The organism is Rhodococcus sp. 114MFTsu3.1 (genome assembly GCF_000383555.1).
Lineage (GTDB): Bacteria > Actinomycetota > Actinomycetes > Mycobacteriales > Mycobacteriaceae > Rhodococcoides > Rhodococcoides fascians_E.
Genome location: NZ_KB911549.1, coordinates 78,778 through 96,573, shown reverse-complemented (window position 1 = coordinate 96,573; position 17,796 = coordinate 78,778). Strand labels below are relative to the sequence as shown.

Here is a 17,796-nt window from a genome sequence, read left to right as displayed (position 1 = left end):
CGATGGCGGCAACCGTCTTCTATCTCGATCCGCTGCCCGCGGTCGGTGGCGTCGCCGTGCTGGACGGCAAGGAAGGTCACCACGCCGCCACGGTCCGGCGCATCCGCGTCGGCGAACGGATACTGCTGTCCGACGGTAGAGGCGGCCTCGCCGACACCGTCGTGACAGCTGCGGAGAAAAACCGTCTCGAGCTGTCGGTGAACGCTCGATCCGCAGCGACGCCGCCGACTCCGACCGTCGGCCTGGTCCAGGCGCTACCCAAAGCAGAGCGCTCGGAGTTGGCCGTCGAACTGGCCACCGAAGCGGGTATCGATTCGATTCACCCGTGGCAGTCCGCGCGCTGCGTTGCGCGCTGGGACGGACCGAAGGCAGCCAAGGGCGTCGCGCGATGGCAAGGAGTCGCAGCCGCGGCGTCGAAGCAGTCCAGGCGACCGTTCGTGCCGTCGGTGAGCGACGTGCAGGACACCGCAGGCGTGGTCTCCCTGGCGCGCGACGTGGTCGGACGAGGCGGGGTGGTCGCGGTGCTGCACGAGGCGGCAACCGCCGAGTTCTCTTCGCTCCCGTTCCGAACCGTCCCGGAGGTCCTGTTGATCGTCGGGCCGGAGGGCGGCATCGACGACAAGGAGATCGCTCGGCTGACGGATGCCGGGGCGACCCCGGTCATGCTGGGGCCCACGGTGTTACGGACGTCGACGGCGGCAGCGGTTGCGCTGGGTGCGATCGGGGCACTCACCGACAGATGGAGGCACGCGCCCCTCGACTTCGGATCGCCGGAATGAAGCGAACCACCATCGCCTACGGTGACCACCCGCAGCAGTTCGGGCATCTGTATCTGCCCGAAGGTGATGCGACGGAACCACTTTCGGTCGTCGTGGTCATCCACGGCGGCTTCTGGAGTGGGCAGTACGCGCTCAACCTGGGAACGCAGTACGCCGTCGAATGCGCGCGGGCCGGGTACGCCGCCTGGAACATCGAGTACCGACGTGTGGGTGCCGGAGGGCTCTGGCCCGAGATCAGCAGCGACGTGGCGTCGGCCGTCGCCGCGGTCGCCACTGTGGTGCAGGACAATTCACCGCGCACGCTGAATCTCGCCGACGTGCGTCTGCTGGGTCATTCGGCCGGTGGCCACCTCGCGGTCTGGCTTGCCGGGGAGCGGGACGCCGCAATTCGGCCGTCGCGGGTGGTGTCGCAGGCGGGTGTACTCGATCTGGTGTCCCGCGCCTCCTACGAGCCGATTCGGGCACTCTTCGACGTCGACTACGACGACGCGCCGCAGACCTACCGTGCGGCATCGCCGCTCCATCGCGTGCCGACCGGTATTCCCGTGCACTGCATCCACGGGGCCGAGGACGTGCAGGTCTCGGTGTCGCAGAGCGAAGAGTACGCACAGGCGGCACGTGCGGCGGGAGACCACGTGACCTCGGTCGTCGTCGACGGCGAGGATCATTTCGCATTTCTCCAGCCCGGTAGCCGATGCTGGAAGCACTCTCTCGCCGCGGTGGTGGAGTGACGCTGCGGGCGGAGTAATTGGAATGCGCTCACATCCAGGAGCGTTAAACTTCCAACAGCCGAGTTCGAGACCAGACAACCGAAAGCAGGCCATAGCCACCACGTGAGTGAACACAGCGATCTTCCTGCCGAACGCCAGGTTCGGTCGAGTATGGAATTGGCACCAGAAGCGGTTCCGCCGCTGCTGGGACCGTCGGACGAGAACCTACGCACACTCGAGCAGATGCTGAGCGCGGATATCCATGTGCGCGGTAACGCGGTGACGCTCAGCGGCAAGGTCGCGGACGTCGCGCTGGCGGAACGCGTGATCTCCGAGCTGGCGGCCGTCGTCAAGCGTGCCCAACCTCTGACTCCCGACGCCGTCCGGCGCACGGTGGCGATGCTCACCGAGGGCGTCTCCGAGTCGCCGGCCGAGGTCCTCAGCTTGGACATCCTCTCGCGCCGAGGCAAGACCATTCGGCCGAAGACCCTCAACCAGAAGCGGTACGTCGACGCCATCGACGCCAACACCATCGTGTTCGGCATCGGGCCTGCGGGAACCGGCAAGACCTACCTCGCCATGGCGAAGGCCGTGCAGGCTCTGCAGGCCAAGCAGGTCAGTCGAATCATCCTGACCAGGCCGGCAGTGGAGGCCGGCGAGCGTCTCGGATTCCTGCCCGGCACGTTGCACGAGAAGATCGATCCGTATCTGCGTCCGCTGCACGACGCGTTGCACGACATGATGGACGTCGAAGCCATCCCGAAGCTGATGCAGGCGGGCGTCATCGAGGTGGCGCCACTCGCGTACATGCGTGGCCGAACCCTCAACGATGCCTTCATCATTCTCGACGAGGCTCAGAACACCACTGCCGAGCAGATGAAGATGTTCCTGACGCGGTTGGGGTTCGGATCCAAGATCGTCGTCACCGGAGACGTCACCCAGGTCGACCTGCCGGGTGGAGCTCGATCGGGTCTACGCGCCGCGAGCGAAATCCTGACCGAGGTCGACGACATCCACTTCGCGCAGCTGACCAGCAGTGACGTGGTTCGGCATCGGCTGGTGTCCGACATCGTCGACGCGTACGAGCGCTTCGAGTCCTCGCGCGAGAGCAACGACTCGATCGGCAACCGTGCGCAGCGACGCTCGGGTGGGGCACGTGCCGCACGCCGTTAGACTCATGGCTGCCCGAGCGGAGAATCGACAGAGAATGAGCGGTAGATGAGTATCGAGGTGGCCAACGAATCGGGGATGGATGTCTCCGAGCCGGAACTGGTGAGCGTGGCGAGGTTCGCGATCGCGAGTATGGACGTGCACCCTGCCGCCGAACTGTCGATGGTGCTGGTGGACTCGGCGACCATGGCCGACCTGCACATGCGGTGGATGGATCTCCCGGGTCCGACGGACGTGATGTCGTTTCCCATGGACGAACTGGAGCCCGGAGGCCGTCCCGACGCCCCCGAGCCGGGGCCGTCGATGCTCGGCGACATCGTGTTGTGTCCGTCGTTCGCTGCCGATCAGGCAGCCGCAGCCGGGCACCCGCTGGAACACGAACTCGCTCTTCTCACGGTGCACGGTGTGCTGCATCTGCTCGGCTACGACCACGCCGAGCCCGACGAGGAGAAGGAGATGTTCGGTCTCCAGAATCGCATCCTCGAAGAATGGTACGAGGATCTCCGGCGGACCGAGGAAGCCGAGATCCAAGCGGCTCGCGACGCACGGCTACTGGGCAAAACCGGGTTCTCCAGGGACGAGAACCTGTGAGCAGTGCACCCGCACTCATCGTTTCCGCAGTGGTGCTGGTGCCCGTCGCAGGTGTCTTCGCTGCCGTCGACTCGGCCCTCAACACCGTGTCGCGGGCACGGATCGAGGACATGGCCAAGGACGAGCGGCCCGGTGCAATCGGATTGCTCGAGGTGGTCGCGGACCGGCCACGCTACGTCAACCTGACGGTTCTGCTGCGCATTCTGTGCGAGATCGCGGCAACCGTACTTCTCGTCGGCGGCATGATGGACCTGCTGTCGGAAACACTCGCTCTGACGGTCACCGCCGTCGTCATGGTGCTGGTCAGCTATGTGGCGGTAGGTGTCGGCCCGCGAACGCTTGGTAGGCAGCACGCGTACTCGATTGCATTGTCCGCCGCGTTTCCGCTTCGAGCTCTCGGCTGGATACTCGGCCCGATCAGCCGGCTTCTCATCCTCATCGGAAATGCCATCACACCCGGTCGGGGTTTTCGCAACGGTCCGTTCGCGTCGGAGATCGAGCTTCGCGAGCTGGTGGACATGGCCCGCGAACGCGGCGTCGTCGCCGACGACGAGCGTCGGATGATCCAGTCGGTGTTCGAACTCGGGGACACCTCCGCGCGCGAGATCATGGTGCCCCGCCCGGAGATGGTGTGGATCGAATCCGACAAGTCGGCAGGCCAAGCCACATCCCTTGCAGTCCGCAGCGGACACTCCCGCATCCCGGTCATCGGCGAGAACGTCGACGACGTCGTGGGCGTGGTGTATCTCAAGGACCTCGTCCAGCGGACGTACTACTCCACCGACGGTGGCCGCGGCGTCAAGGTCGACGAACTGATGCGGCCTGCGGTGTTCGTGCCGGATTCGAAGGCACTGGACAGCCTGCTGGCCGAGATGCAGCGCGATCGAAACCACATGGCCCTGCTGGTCGACGAATACGGTGGCATCGCAGGGCTGGTGACCATCGAGGACGTGCTGGAGGAGATCGTCGGCGAGATCGCCGACGAATACGATTCCGCCGAGGTCGCGCCCATCGAGGACCTGGGCGACGGCACCTATCGTGTGTCCGCCCGCGTCACACTGGAGGACGTCGGTGAACTGTTCGACATCGAGATCGAGTCCGAGGACGTGGACACCATCGGTGGCCTGCTCGGCTACGAGCTCGGCCGCGTGCCGCTACCCGGTTCGCGCGTCGAGACACACGGCCTGATCCTGATCGGCGAAGGTGGGGCGGACCCACGTGGGCGAGTACGCATCACGACCGTTCTGGTGGAACGAGTGCCAGCTCCCGAAGAGGACGACGAGCACGACACGGCAGACGACGACGATCCCAGCCACACACGGCGGGAAGAGCTGGGAGACGAAGAATGACCGACGCAGGCACCGAATTTCGATCAGGATTCATCTGTTTCGTCGGACGGCCGAACACCGGCAAGTCGACGCTCACCAACGCGCTCGTCGGCTCCAAGATCGCGATCACCTCGTCCCGGCCGCAGACGACGCGGCACACCATCCGCGGAATCGTTCACCGCGAGCACGCGCAGCTGATCCTAGTCGACACGCCCGGACTCCACCGGCCCAGAACGCTTCTGGGGCAGCGCCTGAACGACCTGGTCCAGGAAACGTACTCCGAGGTCGACATCATCGGGCTCTGCATCCCGGCCGACGAGAAGATCGGCCCCGGCGATCGGTGGATCCTCGAACAGGTGCGTCACATCGCGCCCAGGACCACGTTGATCGGCATCGTCACCAAGATCGACAAAGTCAAGAAGGAACGCGTTGTACAGCAGTTGATGGCGCTCTCGAAGCTCCTCGGCGAGGACAGTCACGTCATTCCGGTCTCCGCCGCGTCGGGTGAGCAGGTGGAGAAGCTCGTCGACCTGTTCGCGTCGGAGCTGCCGGAGGGCCCTGCCTTCTACCCGGACGGCGAACTGACCGACGAGCCCGAAGACGTCCTGATGGCCGAGCTCATCCGCGAAGCAGCACTGGAAGGCGTGCGCGACGAACTCCCGCACTCGCTCGCCGTGGTGATCGACGAGGTCACCCCTCGCGAGGGCCACGACAACATGCTCGACGTCCACGCGATCCTCTACGTCGAACGCCCGAGCCAGAAAGCCATCATCATCGGCAAAGGCGGATCGAGACTGAAAGAGGTCGGCACCGCGTCGAGGCTGCAGATCGAAAAACTCCTCGGCACGAGGATCTACCTCGACCTGCACGTCAAAATCGCCAAGGACTGGCAGACCGACCCGAAGCAGATGGGCAAACTGGGCTTCTAGAAGCCCGAGTGGCGAAGATGCGCTACCCCCGCTCCGTGGGACACTGGAGTACGTGAGGCTATACCGGGACAACGCAGTCGTGCTGCGCCAGCACAAGCTGGGCGAGGCCGACCGTATTGTCACGCTACTGACTCGTGACAACGGCATCGTTCGGGCCGTCGCGAAGGGGGTGCGCCGCACGAAATCGAAGTTCGGGGCTCGGCTCGAGCCCTTTGCCCACGTCGACTTGCTTCTTCATCCGGGTCGAAATCTGGACATCGTCACCCAGGTGCACACCGTCAACGCGTTCGGCGGCGACATCGTCAGCGACTACGGCTGCTACACCACCGGCTGCGCGATCCTCGAGACCGCGGAGCGGCTGGCCGGTGAAGAACATGCACCGGCGAAACGTCTGCACCAGCTGACCGTGGGCGCGCTGCGCGCGCTCGCCGACCGATCTCACCCTCCTGAATTGATTCTCGACGCGTTCCTGCTCCGAGCCATGGGCTTCTCCGGCTGGGCGCCGTCGTTGACCGAATGCGCGCGGTGTGCAGCTCCGGGGCCGCACCGAGCATTTCATGTCGCGGCAGGTGGGTCCGTGTGCGTGCACTGCCGGCCTCCGGGTTCGGCGACGCCCATGACCGGCGTCGTAGACCTGATGGTCGCCCTCGAACGCGGTGAATGGGACTACACGGAAACGACGTCGACGGCCGTTCGGTCCCAAGCCAGTGGACTGGTCGCCGCTCATCTTCAGTGGCACCTGGAACGTCAACTCCGGACGTTGCCGCTCGTCGAACGCACAGCGCCGCATCAGGTCGGGCCTGGTGCGGTTCGAGCAACCGGCGTCGGGCAGGATGAAGACCGTGATTCTCCGACGCGAACCGCGCAGTCAGTCTGACGGTGACAGGGCGATTCGGCCCCCTGATCCACACCCGTCGGGAGCCACGCCTCCGATCATTCAGCCCGAACTGATTCCGCGTCACGTCGCCCTCGTCATGGACGGCAACGGCCGGTGGGCACAGGACCGAGGAATGCCACGAACCGCAGGTCACGAGCGCGGCGAGGCTGTGCTCATGGACACCGTTTGCGGATGCATCGACATCGGAGTCAAGTGGCTGTCGGCCTACGCGTTCTCGACCGAGAACTGGAAGCGCAGCCCGGACGAGGTGAAGTTCCTGATGGGCTTCAACCGCGACGTCATCCGGCGTCGCCGTGACGAGATGAACGAGATGGGTGTCCGAGTTCGGTGGGCCGGACGACGGCCTCGCTTGTGGCGCAGCGTCATCAAGGAACTGGAAGTCGCCGAGGAACTGACGAAGAAGAACACCGTCATGACGCTGACGATGTGCGTCAATTATGGTGGGCGCGCCGAAATCGCCGACGCAACACGAGAAATCGCGCGTCAGGTGGCGGCGGGAAAACTCGATCCCGAGAAGATCACCGAAGCCACCGTCGCCAAGTACCTCGACGAAGCAGACATGCCGGACGTCGATCTGTTCCTGCGTCCGTCGGGGGAGCAGCGCACATCCAACTTCCTCATCTGGCAGTCCGCATACGCGGAGTTCGTTTTTCAGAAGAAACTGTTTCCGGATTTCGATCGCCGGGACCTCTGGGAAGCGTGCATCGAGTACGCGTCCAGGGACCGTCGATTCGGAGGAGTGAAGTATGAGTGAGCCCACGACCCTGCAGTCGCGTGCCGAACTGGCGCTGTCGCAGTTCGCGACGGTCGTCGTCGGGGAGGAAGGCTCGCTCGGCTTCGACTATGCCGGGGCCCTGTGTTCCCTCCGCTCGGTGGCACTGTCGCCAGGGCTCGAGGTGCTGTCGCTGACGGCGGTGCTGGCGTGGGACCGGCCCCTCAAGGCCGCTCTGCACAAGAAGGTGGCGGACCGTAATGCGGACTCGCAGTTCGGGTCCATCTCGGTGAACGTCCACGAGAAATCGGCGGATGTGCTGCTGCGCTACACGTTTCCGGCGAGTGGCCTCGACGACGAAGCCCTGATGACCATGCTGGTGCTGGTCCTCGGGGGAGTGGAGAAAGCGCGCGAGGGCCTGCTTCCGTGACCTACTTGGCCCTGCACTCGTTGCAGGTGCCGAAGATCTCGATGGTGTGGCTGACGTCGGAGAATCCGTTGTCCTCCGCGACGCCCTGCGACCACTTCTCGACTGTCGGGCCCTCGACCTCGACCGTGTAGCCGCAATCACGACAGACCAGATGGTGGTGGTGGCCGGACGAGCACCGCCGGTAGACCGATTCCCCGGTGTCGATTCTGAGGACGTCGACGGTGCCGGCATCGGCCAGAGCCTGGAGAGTGCGATACACCGTCGTCAGCCCGATGCCTTCACCGCGCTTGCGCAGCTCGTCGTGCAGATCCTGCGCCGACCGGAACTCGTCGATGTTGTCCAACAGATCCGAGATGGCACTGCGCTGCTTCGTTGCTCGGATCCCGACTGCGACGGGCTTGCGGGTTCTCGTGCTCTCCGGCATCTATCAGCCTTCCTCTGCGTGGGCGACAGCGTCGACGACGATGTGAGCCAGGTGATCGTCGACCAGTCGGTACAGCACTTCGCGTCCATTGCGTTCACCCTGTACGACACCGGCGGCCTTGAGCACGCGCAGGTGCTGACTGATCAACGGTTGGGTCACTCCGAGGGCGCCCACCAGTTCGTGGACGCACCTCTCGGATTCACGAAGTTGCAGCACGATCGCGATTCGAACAGGCGCTGCCAGCGCGCGCAGGATGTCGCCTGCGGCCGTCAGTGTCTCCTTGGCCGGGACCGGCGCGGGCGGCGCAGACACGAACGGATCATGCACGTGGGCTTCGGTGGAGGGGCTGTGTGCAGGCTGTTCGTTGCCGAGGTGCGAAGGGTCCGTCTCCAGGATTGCCAACAGATTCTCCTTCATGTTCAGGGCTCGCGTACCTGCTTCACAGTAGTCCAGCGATCGTTAATGCAAATCACTTCCATTTTGATATGCACGAGTGCGCATGTCAAACGCGAACGGGAGCGTTCGGAGAAAGCGGCCCTCGACCGATAGTCTTGACGCCTGTACAAGTCCCTCTCGCAAGACACAAGATGGAGAGCTCCGCCAGTGGCACCCAAGTCCAAAGTCGAAACCGTCGCCAACCTCGCCAAGCGTCGAGGACTCGTCTACCAGTGCGGTGAGATCTACGGCGGTACCAAGTCGGCGTGGGACTACGGTCCGCTCGGCGTCGAGCTCAAGGACAACATCAAGAAGCAGTGGTGGCGCAACATGGTCACCAGCCGCGAAGACACGGTCGGCCTCGATTCCTCGGTGATCCTTCCGCGCGAGGTGTGGGAAGCGTCGGGACACGTCGAGACGTTCTCCGATCCGCTGGTCGAGTCGCTCATCACGCACAAGCGCTACCGCGCAGACCACCTCCTCGAAGCGTACGAAGAGAAGCACGGACGCCCGCCGGAGAACGGTCTCGCCGACATCCGTGACCCCGAAACCGGCGACCCCGGCCAGTGGACCGAGCCCCGCGCATTCTCGGGTCTGCTCAAGACCTACCTCGGACCGGTCGACAACGAAGAAGGCCTGCACTACCTGCGTCCCGAGACGGCGCAGGGAATCTTCGTCAACTTCGCCAACGTCCTCACCACCTCGCGCAAGAAGCCGCCGTTCGGCATCGGCCAGATCGGCAAGAGCTTCCGCAACGAGATCACCCCCGGCAACTTCATCTTCCGCACCCGTGAGTTCGAGCAGATGGAGATGGAGTTCTTCGTCAAGCCCGGCGAGGACGACGAGTGGCACCAGTACTGGATCGACTACCGCATGAAGTGGTACACCGACCTGGGTATCGACCCCGAGAACCTGCGCCTCTACGAGCACGCGCAGGAGAAGCTCTCGCACTACTCCAAGCGAACCGTCGACATCGAATACCGCTTCAAGTTCCAGGGCAGCGAATGGGGCGAGCTCGAAGGCATCGCCAACCGCACCGACTACGACCTGTCGGTCCACTCCAAAGCGTCCGGTCAGGACCTCAGCTACTACGAGCAGGCGACGGACACCCGCTACACGCCGTACGTCATCGAGCCCGCAGCCGGCCTGACGCGTTCACTCATGGCATTCCTCGTCGACGCCTACACCGAGGACGAAGCCCCCAACGCCAAGGGTGGCGTCGACAAGCGCGTCGTACTCAAGCTCGACCGTCGCCTCGCACCGGTCAAGGTCGCCGTACTGCCGCTCTCGCGCAACGCCGACCTGACTCCGAAGGCCAAGGACCTCGCACAGCAGCTGCGCGCCTACTGGAACGTCGAATTCGACGACGCCGGCGCCATCGGCCGCCGCTACCGTCGTCAGGACGAAATCGGTACGCCGTTCTGCATCACCGTCGACTTCGACACCCTCGACGACCAGGCTGTCACCATCCGCGAGCGCGACACCATGGCACAGGAACGCGTCGCCCTCGATCAAGTCGAGGCCTACCTCGCGGCCCGGCTACTGGGCGCCTAGTCCACCCCTCGCCGCAGCTTCGGCTCGGTCGAGACCCGCACGTAGCACCGAATGAGCCGTTCGGTCACTCCAAGTGACCGAACGGTTCATTCGCTCACCGGACGGGGCGCTGTTCGCTCACCGGACGGGGCGCTGTTCGCTCACCGGACGGGGCGCTGGTTCGGCCACCGGAGAGGAGCTAGAACCGACCGCCGCCGCCACCGAAGCCGCCGCCACCACCGCCCCCGCCGAAGCCTCCGCCTCCGAAACCACCACCGCCGAAGCCACCGCCTCCGCCGCCGCGGAGGACGCTGTTGATGAGGATGCCGCCGAGGACTGCGCCGGCGACGTTGCCCCCGCTGCTACCGCCTCGTGGGCGGTTGTGATTCTCCCAGTCCCGTACGTCGGCCTGCGCGGACTGAGATGCCCTCGATGCCAGCTGGGCTGCTGCCTGTGCGTGCTGGATTGCCTTGGCCGGGTCCGAGGATTCGAGTTGTCGAGCCGCAGCGAAGTGCCGTTCCGCTTCGGCGAGCCTCGTGCGAGCTTCCGCGCCGACGCCGCCGCGTCGGGTGGAGATGTAGTCCTTCGCTGCGGTGATCTGGGATTGTGCGCCACCGAGGTCGCGGGCCAGTCGTGAACGGAGCAGATCGTCCTGGGTCTTCGCCTCGGTGGCGTCGGCGATGACGGCATCGAGGTGTTGATCGGCAGCGACGAGTTGCGTGAAGCTGCCGAGCGGATCGGTCGCTTTGGATTCTTCGGCGATGCGGAGTGCCTGCTCGGCCGCGGCGCGTGCGTTCTGAAGCTTCTGTCCGCCGTGCTCGGCGAGCGTGGCGGCATTCTGGATGTCGCGACGAACGTCGTCGATCGCTGCGGGCAGTGTGGCAATTGCATTGCGAATGTCGTTCTGCGCGTGGTCTACTCCGTCGAGCAGTGCCCGAGCCTGGTCGACGGCTTTTTCCGCGGTCCGGATCGCGGACACGAGCTCGCCCTGTTGGCCTGCGGGTTTCGTCGCAGCCTCGCGGCCGACCTCGATGTTGCGCTCGGCCAGTTCGATGTCCTCCTGGGCCATGGTGATGTTCGACGAGATCGAGGCGAGCGCCGGCTCCGCGAACTCGGTGTGCAGTGCCTTCAGAACGGCATCCGACTCGGGTACGCGCACGGTGAGTTCGACGACGGCCTGCGTCAGCGAGTCGAGCTTGGAATCTGCGTTGATCAGCAGGTCTCGCATCGACTCGAACTCGGCGACCCGCGAATTCAGTTCGTGATCGGCGCGGCCACACGAGGAGATGATCTGGATGAGCATCGAGCGTCGCTGTTCCGGAGTTTCCGGGATGGCGTCGTCGAGGCGTTGACGGATCTCGAACGCGGTTCCGAGCGCCTTCTTCGCCTCTTCGAACGCGGTGATGAACGGGGCGGAGGTGGTGTCGCCGAATTCCGAGCGCGCAATCGACAGTTCTTCCTCGCTCGACCGGACGGCGTTGTCGGTTTCGACGAGCATCGTGTGCGCTCTCGCGTCGAGAATTTCCAGGGGTAGAGCGGACAGTGCTGCGGTGTCGGTGGGGTCGATGTTGTGTGCAGCGTCGATTCCCGCTTGCCTGCGTGCTTTGTTGCGCCGCGAGGAGTAGACGACGGCGCCGCCTCCGGCAACGACCACGACGCCTGCGCCGATCAGCCACGGTGTACTGGACCCGCCGCTGCCGGAACTTGCGTACGCTTCGCCGAGCGATCCTGCGGCAACGATGGCTGCGCCGGACCAATCCTGTTCTCGCAGAGCGGGCTCGACGTCGTCGGTCCGAATGTCCGTCTGCTCGCTCGCGGTGATTCGGTCCAACGACGTGTCGACGGCGAGGTAGTACGACCGGTCGACGGTGGCGACCGCCAACAGCACGTCGCGCTGCCCGAAGTCGCTCGCCTGATAGGTCTGCTGGGCCCATTGCTCGGCCGACAGGTTGTCGAAGTCAGCGACGTACGTGACCCACAGTCGCAGTTGTGCCGAGTTGTACAGATCGTCGATCGCGGCCTGAACGTCGACGAGTTCCGATTCGTCGAGCGCACCGACCGAATCCGTTATCTGGCCGGCGAGCCTCGACGGCGCTTCCGCAGAGGCCGGGGCCGTCACTCCGATCAGGGTGGCCAACCCGAGCATCGACGTGAGAACAGTGACTGCGAAAAAGCGTCGGACCGTGAACTGCGTCATGAGATGAGAATCTACCGTCCGGTGGTAACACCGCGGCACCACCCATGACAGGTGTCACGGCAACAACGTGACGCTCGGACGAGGGATGAAAGGCCGAACGCGAGCAGGGTAGTTCTCATGACAACAACACCTGCGGTGCATCTCGAGCACCTGAGCAAAGCTTTCGGGAAAGTCCAGGCCGTCGCGGATGTGAGTTTGCGCGTGGAGCCCGGTGAAGTGGTGGCGTTTCTCGGTCCGAACGGAGCGGGCAAGACGACGACGATCGACATGATGCTCGGGCTGGCCAAGCCCGATACGGGTACTGCGCGGGTGTTCGGCCGCTCACCCGCCGAGGCGATCGCCGACGGGAGGGTGTCGGCGGTGATGCAGAGCGGAGGGCTCATCCGGGATCTGTCGGTCCGCGAGACGATTCAGCTGACCGCGTCACTGTTTCCGCGCACGAGTCCGGTCGACAGCGTTCTCGAGCGTGCCGGGATCACTGGGATCGCTGATCGGCGCGTGGCGAAATGCTCCGGGGGTGAGCAGCAGCGGCTTCGCTTCGCCCTCGCGTTGCTGCCGGAACCCGATCTGATTCTTCTCGACGAGCCCACGACCGGAATGGATGTCGAAGGGCGGCGCGACTTCTGGAATGCGATTCGTCACGATGCACGCGGCGGCCGCACGGTCATGTTCGCGACGCACTATCTCGACGAGGCCGACGCGTACGCGGATCGAATCGTGCTCCTGCGCCACGGCAGGATCGTCGCCGACGGCAGCGCTGCGGAAGTCAAGAACCTCGCCTCCGGTCGAACTGTCACGGCAACGGCCCGCGGTGTGGATCAGACTGCGCTGCTGCGTATTCCAGGTGTGGACCACGTCGAGATGCGCGGCGAGCGAGTGATAGTCCACGGTAAGGATTCCGATGCCGTCGCGCGATATCTGTTGACGTGCACCGACGCCGTCGACGTAGAAATCGTCTCCAAGAACCTCGAGGATGCATTCCTCGCTCTGACAACCGATCTCGTAGGAAGTGCGACATGACCACAGCAACCGCTCCTCGCCCGACCCTGGCTCTCGGAGGGTTCAGCCCCACGTTTCTCGGACTGGAGATCAAGAGGTTGTTCCGCAATCGGCGGACCATTGCCTTCACTCTCGTCATGCCACCGGTGTTCTTCGTGATCTTCGGTTCGCAGTCGGCTTTCAAGTCCGACTACTCCTTCGCGCACGGCAACGTCACCGCGTACATCGCCATCAGCATGGCGGTCTACGGTGCGATGCTGGGCGCAACCAGCGGTGGAGCGATGGTGTCCGTCGAGCGGGCGCAGGGCTGGAGCAGACAGCTCCGGCTGACACCGCTGCGTCCGGTCGCGTACATCGTCACCAAGATCCTGGTCGCGATGACGATGGGCCTCGCGTCGGTGGTGGCGGTCTTCGTGGTGGCCGCGTTCGTCGGGGCGGACATGCCGATCTGGATCTGGATCACCAGCGGCCTCATCGCGTGGCTCGGAAGCGGCGTGTTCGCAGCCTTCGGACTGTTCATGGGATACCTGCTGCCGTCCGAGAACGTGATGCAGGTCCTCGGTCCGCTCCTCGCCGTCCTCGCGTTCGCCGGCGGACTGTTCGTACCGCTGGCAGACAGCGGATGGTTCCCCTTCGTTGCCAAGTTCACTCCGCTCTACGGGCTCGCGACGGTTGCCCGTGCGCCGTTCACCGATCCGACGACGGGGACGCTCGTGGTCGCTCTGGCCAACCTGGCCGTCTGGGCCGGTCTGTTCGTACTCGGTGCCGCCGTGTTGTTCCGCCGAGACACCAAGCGTGTCTGACCGATCCGCTGTGCGTGGAAATGTGTCCCCTGGGACACATTTCCACGCACGTACTAGCGTGTTCGCCATGACCCGGTCAGACACGGACGACTCCGAGGGACTTGGACGGACGTTCCGTTTCGGCTGGGTCTTCGGCATGATCTGGCTGTTCTATCTCGCGTACCCGCTGGGGGAGTCCCTGGCGCTGCCCAGTCTGGCCGGGAAAGTGGCGGGCGTGACCGCCGTCGTCGCGTTCGGTGCCCTGTTCGTCGTCACGTTCTGGGCATTTCGCACTGCGCGACGGGAAGGACCTGCGCTCGCCCGTGGATGGGCTTGGGCGAGCCTGGCCGGCATGGCGGCACTGACGCTGTTCCTCGCGGTACTCATCGGAAGTCAGGCGTTCGGCGCGACCATCTACATGGCGGTTCTCGCCATGATGACGTTGTCCACCCGTCAGGCGTGGGCGGTTGTCATCGCACTGGTCGCCGTCGTCGAACTTCTGCCCCGCATCGTTTCGTCCTGGGATCCCGGTTCCTTCTTCGCATTTCAGCTCGTGATCAGCGCAGTTGCGGCCTGGGGAATCACTCAGGTCTTCAAGCGCAACCATGAACTCGCCGAGGCACGGCAACAGCTCGCCGACCTCGCCGTCGTCGCCGAGCGTGAACGAGTGAGCCGCGATGTCCACGACATTCTCGGGCACTCGCTGACCGTCATCACGGTGAAAGCAGAACTCGCCGGGCGGCTCGTCGAGATCGATCCTGCCCGGGCGGCCGTCGAGATCGCCGAGGTGGAAGCTCTCGCTCGGGAAGCACTCGGCGATGTCCGTTCCACCGTCGGGGCCATGCGCACGGTCGACGTCGCAACGGAACTCGCGTCGGCGCGGTCGGCTCTCGACGCGGCGGGGATCGACGCCGTGTTTCCCACCGATGCCGACGTGGTCCCTCTCCGCAACCGTGAACTGTTCGGGTGGACTGTGCGCGAAGCGGTCACCAACGTGATCCGGCACAGTGGGGCCCGGCAGTGCACGGTGGTCGTCGAACCCGGTCGCATCGAGATCTCCGACGACGGCGTCGGCACGTCCGGAAGGATCTCGGACGACGGACACGGCCTGCGAGGGCTCGCCGAGCGCGTGAAGGCGTCGAACGGCTCGTTGAGCGTGGGGAAGTCAGCTGCGGGTGGATTCCGGGTGGAAGTGGTGGCGGCATGAGTATCCGGTTGCTGTTGGCAGACGATCAGGCTCTCGTCCGAGGCGCCTTGGCGGCGCTGCTGGACTTGGAATCCGATCTGGAGGTCGTCGCGGAAGTCGGGCGCGGCGACGAGGTGGTTGCGGCGGCCGTGGAGCATCGCCCGGACGTCGCACTGCTGGACGTCGAGATGCCCGGCCTCGACGGCATCGCAGCGACTGCAGAACTGAGAAAGCACTACCCCGGTTGCCGAGTGATGATCGTCACCACATTCGGCCGGCCCGGATATCTGCGACGCGCCATCGACGCGGGTGCCGATGGATTCGTCGTCAAGGACACCCCGGCGCGCCAACTCGCCGACGCCGTCCGGCGCGTTCACATGGGCCTGCGGGTGGTCGATCCCACTCTCGCAACCGAGACGTTGACCGACGGAGTGTCCCCGCTGACGGCACGTGAGCAGGAAGTTCTCCGTGCTGCTGCCGAGGGAGGAACCGCAGGTCGAGTCGCCGCTGCGCTCCATCTGTCGGAAGGGACGGTACGGAATCACCTGTCCGCGGCAATCGGAAAAACGGGTACGACGACGCGAGCCGAGGCAATCCGAGTCGCGCGGGAACGGGGATGGTTGTAGGCCGCCCCGCGTGCCCAGGCGCCTTCTCGCGGGTCGGGCTGGCAAACTCGAGGAGTGAACTCGACTGTCGACCGCGATCCGTACGGCGATCCCTACGGGGAGACGTACGAATACACCGAGCCCGAACCCGCGCGGCTCGGGTTCTTCGGCACGCTCGGTCGCTGGACGACGAGGCTCGTCGTCGGCGTAGTTCTGATGGGACTCGTCGTCGTCGGCGGCACCGCGGTGCGGGTCTGGCAGGTGGCCCGGATCGACGACCACACGCCTGCACAGGCGATCGTGGTGCTCGGCGCAGCGCAGTACTCGGGCACTCCGTCGAGCGTGTTCGAGGCTCGATTGTCACAGGCAGCCGCGTTGTACGAAGAAGGGGTCGCACCGGAAATAGTGACCGTCGGCGGGAAGCAAGAAGGCGACCTCTACACGGAGGCTGCGTCCGGCCGTAACTACCTCATCGATCAGGGAGTGCCGGCGGACAAGATCATTGCCGTCGAACAGGGCTCGGACACGCTGGAAAGCATCGAGGCGGTCAGCGAAACGCTTCGCGCACAGGGTAAGTCGTCCGTCGTGCTGGTGAGCGATCCGTGGCATTCGTTGCGCACGCGCACCATGGCCCGCGACGCTGGACTCGAAGCGTGGACATCGCCCACCCGCACCGGCCCGGCCGTGTACACCCGCGAGTCCCAGGCCCACGGAATCGCGCGTGAGACCGGTGCGTTGCTGTGGTATCAGCTGACGCACTTCACCGCGGACTTCTCCTACACGGCAGGGCAATGACAGTGAGCGACTACACCGACCACGACATCGAACGATTCGTCACCGAAGCACCCAAGACCGCCGGGCTGGACAGCGGGCAGGAAAACGCGTCGCATCGCAGTCAGTTCGCGCGCGACCGAGCACGTGTGCTGCACTGCGCGGCATTGCGCAGGCTCGCCGACAAGACACAGGTGACCGGGCCGCGCGACGGCGACACTCCGCGCACCAGGCTCACACATTCACTCGAGGTCGCACAGATCGGTCGCAGCATCGGGGAAGGACTCGGCGCAGACCCCGACCTCGTCGACCTCGCCGGTCTCGCCCACGACATCGGGCACCCGCCCTACGGGCACAACGGCGAGAAAGCGCTCGACGAGGTCGCCGCGAACTGCGGCGGGTTCGAGGGCAACGCGCAGAACCTGCGCATCCTCACCGGAATCGAGCCCAAGATCCTCGATTCCGACGGCACCAGCGTCGGGCTCAATCTCACCCGCGCATCGCTCGACGCCGCCATCAAGTATCCCTGGTTGCGCCCGTCGCCCGGCGCGAAATTCGGTGCCTACGATGACGATTCCGCCATCCTGGACTGGGTACGCGACGGCGCACCCGACCGTCGCAAATGCCTCGAAGCCCAATCCATGGACTGGGCCGACGACGTCGCCTACTCGGTCCACGACGTCGAAGACGGCGTCATCGACGGCCGCATCGCACTCCGGTCACTCGGCGACCGGGCCGAGCAACGAGAGCTCGCCGAACTCGGTGTTCGCGAGTTTCGCGGCCTCGACCAGAACGAGCTCGTCGAAGCAGCCGAACGCCTGTCCCGCATGCCGGTGGTCCTCGCTGTCGGTGAATTCGACGGCACCCTCGCCGCGTCGGTCGCGTTGAAGCATCTGACCAGCGAGCTGGTCGGGCGATTCGCCACCGCCGCCATCGACGCCACCCGTCAGAAATGGGGAACCGAACCCCTGTCCCGGTACGACGCGGACTTGGTCATCCCGCCGATCGTTGCGTCCGAGGTCGCTCTGCTGAAGACGATGGCCTTGCGCTACGTGATGTCCGACGCGAGCCACAAAGTGCGGCAGGCACGCCAACGCGACCGCATTCACCGCGTCGCCGAATGGGTCGAACGATCCGGGCCGGGTGAGCTGGACCCTATTTTCGTCCCCGCCTGGAACCGCGCGCAGTCCGATGCCGAGCGCACCCGAGTCGTGGTGGACCAGATCGCGTCGTACACCGAAAGCCGCCTCGAACTGATCGACAAGCGCAGCCTCGGAGCTCAGGCCAGCTGGGGCTGATCCGCTTCGTCGGAGTCGT

Annotated in this window: 19 protein-coding genes; 16 read left to right on the top strand and 3 right to left on the bottom strand. The window is 65.1% G+C overall.

Going from position 1 to position 17,796, the window contains the following annotated elements; genetic code table 11:
• Nucleotides 1-2: 2 nt before the first annotated feature.
• The 9 genes from H292_RS0112495 (at nucleotide 3) to H292_RS0112455 (ending at nucleotide 7,547) form a co-directional block, all read left to right on the top strand.
• Nucleotides 3-779, top strand: coding sequence for a 16S rRNA (uracil(1498)-N(3))-methyltransferase (locus H292_RS0112495; RefSeq protein WP_019667493.1), 777 nt, complete (start codon nucleotides 3-5; stop codon nucleotides 777-779).
• The gene (locus H292_RS0112490) at nucleotides 776-1,510 is read left to right on the top strand and encodes an alpha/beta hydrolase family protein (protein ID WP_020111633.1); all 735 of its coding nucleotides are present in this window, start codon (nucleotides 776-778) and stop codon (nucleotides 1,508-1,510) included. The genes H292_RS0112495 and H292_RS0112490 overlap by 4 nt, the downstream gene beginning before the upstream one ends.
• Nucleotides 1,511-1,660: 150 nt before the next feature.
• Nucleotides 1,661-2,662, top strand: coding sequence for a PhoH family protein (locus H292_RS0112485; protein ID WP_230594157.1), 1,002 nt, complete (start codon nucleotides 1,661-1,663; stop codon nucleotides 2,660-2,662).
• Between the two features lie 45 nt (nucleotides 2,663-2,707).
• On the top strand, nucleotides 2,708-3,250 hold the full coding sequence (ybeY, locus tag H292_RS0112480) for an rRNA maturation RNase YbeY (RefSeq protein ID WP_020111632.1): 543 nt from the start codon (nucleotides 2,708-2,710) through the stop codon (nucleotides 3,248-3,250).
• Nucleotides 3,247-4,599: a hemolysin family protein gene (locus H292_RS0112475; RefSeq protein WP_019667489.1), complete on the top strand. Its 1,353-nt coding sequence runs from the start codon at nucleotides 3,247-3,249 to the stop codon at nucleotides 4,597-4,599. Before ybeY ends, H292_RS0112475 begins: the two co-directional genes overlap by 4 nt.
• Nucleotides 4,596-5,507: a GTPase Era gene (gene era, locus H292_RS0112470; protein WP_020111631.1), complete on the top strand. Its 912-nt coding sequence runs from the start codon at nucleotides 4,596-4,598 to the stop codon at nucleotides 5,505-5,507. Before H292_RS0112475 ends, era begins: the two co-directional genes overlap by 4 nt.
• Before the next feature lie 52 nt (nucleotides 5,508-5,559).
• On the top strand, nucleotides 5,560-6,384 hold the full coding sequence (gene recO / locus H292_RS0112465; protein ID WP_026348198.1) for a DNA repair protein RecO: 825 nt from the start codon (nucleotides 5,560-5,562) through the stop codon (nucleotides 6,382-6,384).
• Nucleotides 6,341-7,159, top strand: coding sequence for an isoprenyl transferase (locus H292_RS0112460; RefSeq protein WP_019667486.1), 819 nt, complete (start codon nucleotides 6,341-6,343; stop codon nucleotides 7,157-7,159). Before recO ends, H292_RS0112460 begins: the two co-directional genes overlap by 44 nt.
• Complete coding sequence (locus H292_RS0112455; protein ID WP_019667485.1) at nucleotides 7,152-7,547, top strand: hypothetical protein; 396 nt, start codon at nucleotides 7,152-7,154, stop codon at nucleotides 7,545-7,547. Before H292_RS0112460 ends, H292_RS0112455 begins: the two co-directional genes overlap by 8 nt.
• 1 nt (nucleotide 7,548) lies before the next feature.
• Here the strand turns inward: H292_RS0112455 and H292_RS0112450 are convergent, their stop codons facing one another.
• Nucleotides 7,549-7,971, bottom strand: coding sequence for a Fur family transcriptional regulator (locus H292_RS0112450; RefSeq protein WP_020111630.1), 423 nt, complete (start codon nucleotides 7,969-7,971; stop codon nucleotides 7,549-7,551).
• A 3-nt stretch (nucleotides 7,972-7,974) separates the two neighbouring features.
• Complete coding sequence (locus H292_RS0112445) at nucleotides 7,975-8,388, bottom strand: ArsR/SmtB family transcription factor (protein WP_019667483.1); 414 nt, start codon at nucleotides 8,386-8,388, stop codon at nucleotides 7,975-7,977.
• Nucleotides 8,389-8,574: 186 nt separating this feature from the next.
• Here H292_RS0112445 and H292_RS0112440 point away from each other — a divergent pair, with 186 nt between their 5' ends.
• A complete protein-coding gene (locus H292_RS0112440; RefSeq protein ID WP_019667482.1) occupies nucleotides 8,575-9,960 on the top strand; it encodes a glycine--tRNA ligase in 1,386 nt (461 codons plus the stop codon).
• Nucleotides 9,961-10,138: 178 nt separating this feature from the next.
• Here the strand turns inward: H292_RS0112440 and H292_RS0112435 are convergent, their stop codons facing one another.
• Entirely contained in the window at nucleotides 10,139-12,136 is a 1,998-nt protein-coding gene (locus H292_RS0112435; protein ID WP_020111629.1) for a TPM domain-containing protein, read from the bottom strand.
• Nucleotides 12,137-12,253: 117 nt separating this feature from the next.
• On the opposite strand from H292_RS0112435, the gene H292_RS0112430 reads away from it, so the two are divergent.
• The 6 genes from H292_RS0112430 to H292_RS0112405 all read left to right on the top strand — a co-directional run bounded on the left by H292_RS0112430 (nucleotide 12,254) and on the right by H292_RS0112405 (nucleotide 17,777).
• Nucleotides 12,254-13,156: an ABC transporter ATP-binding protein gene (locus H292_RS0112430; protein WP_019667480.1), complete on the top strand. Its 903-nt coding sequence runs from the start codon at nucleotides 12,254-12,256 to the stop codon at nucleotides 13,154-13,156.
• Nucleotides 13,153-13,938 (top strand): ABC transporter permease, encoded by a 786-nt coding sequence (locus tag H292_RS0112425; RefSeq protein WP_020111628.1) that lies wholly within the window; start codon nucleotides 13,153-13,155, stop codon nucleotides 13,936-13,938. The genes H292_RS0112430 and H292_RS0112425 overlap by 4 nt, the downstream gene beginning before the upstream one ends.
• Nucleotides 13,939-14,005: 67 nt before the next feature.
• Nucleotides 14,006-15,124, top strand: a complete 1,119-nt coding sequence (locus H292_RS0112420) for a sensor histidine kinase (protein ID WP_230594135.1) — start codon at nucleotides 14,006-14,008, stop codon at nucleotides 15,122-15,124.
• Complete coding sequence (locus H292_RS0112415) at nucleotides 15,121-15,729, top strand: response regulator transcription factor (RefSeq protein WP_019667477.1); 609 nt, start codon at nucleotides 15,121-15,123, stop codon at nucleotides 15,727-15,729. Before H292_RS0112420 ends, H292_RS0112415 begins: the two co-directional genes overlap by 4 nt.
• A gap of 54 nt (nucleotides 15,730-15,783) precedes the next feature.
• Nucleotides 15,784-16,503 (top strand): YdcF family protein, encoded by a 720-nt coding sequence (locus H292_RS0112410; protein WP_019667476.1) that lies wholly within the window; start codon nucleotides 15,784-15,786, stop codon nucleotides 16,501-16,503.
• Nucleotides 16,500-17,777, top strand: coding sequence for a deoxyguanosinetriphosphate triphosphohydrolase (locus H292_RS0112405; RefSeq protein WP_020111627.1), 1,278 nt, complete (start codon nucleotides 16,500-16,502; stop codon nucleotides 17,775-17,777). The genes H292_RS0112410 and H292_RS0112405 overlap by 4 nt, the downstream gene beginning before the upstream one ends.
• Nucleotides 17,778-17,796 lie beyond the last annotated feature (19 nt).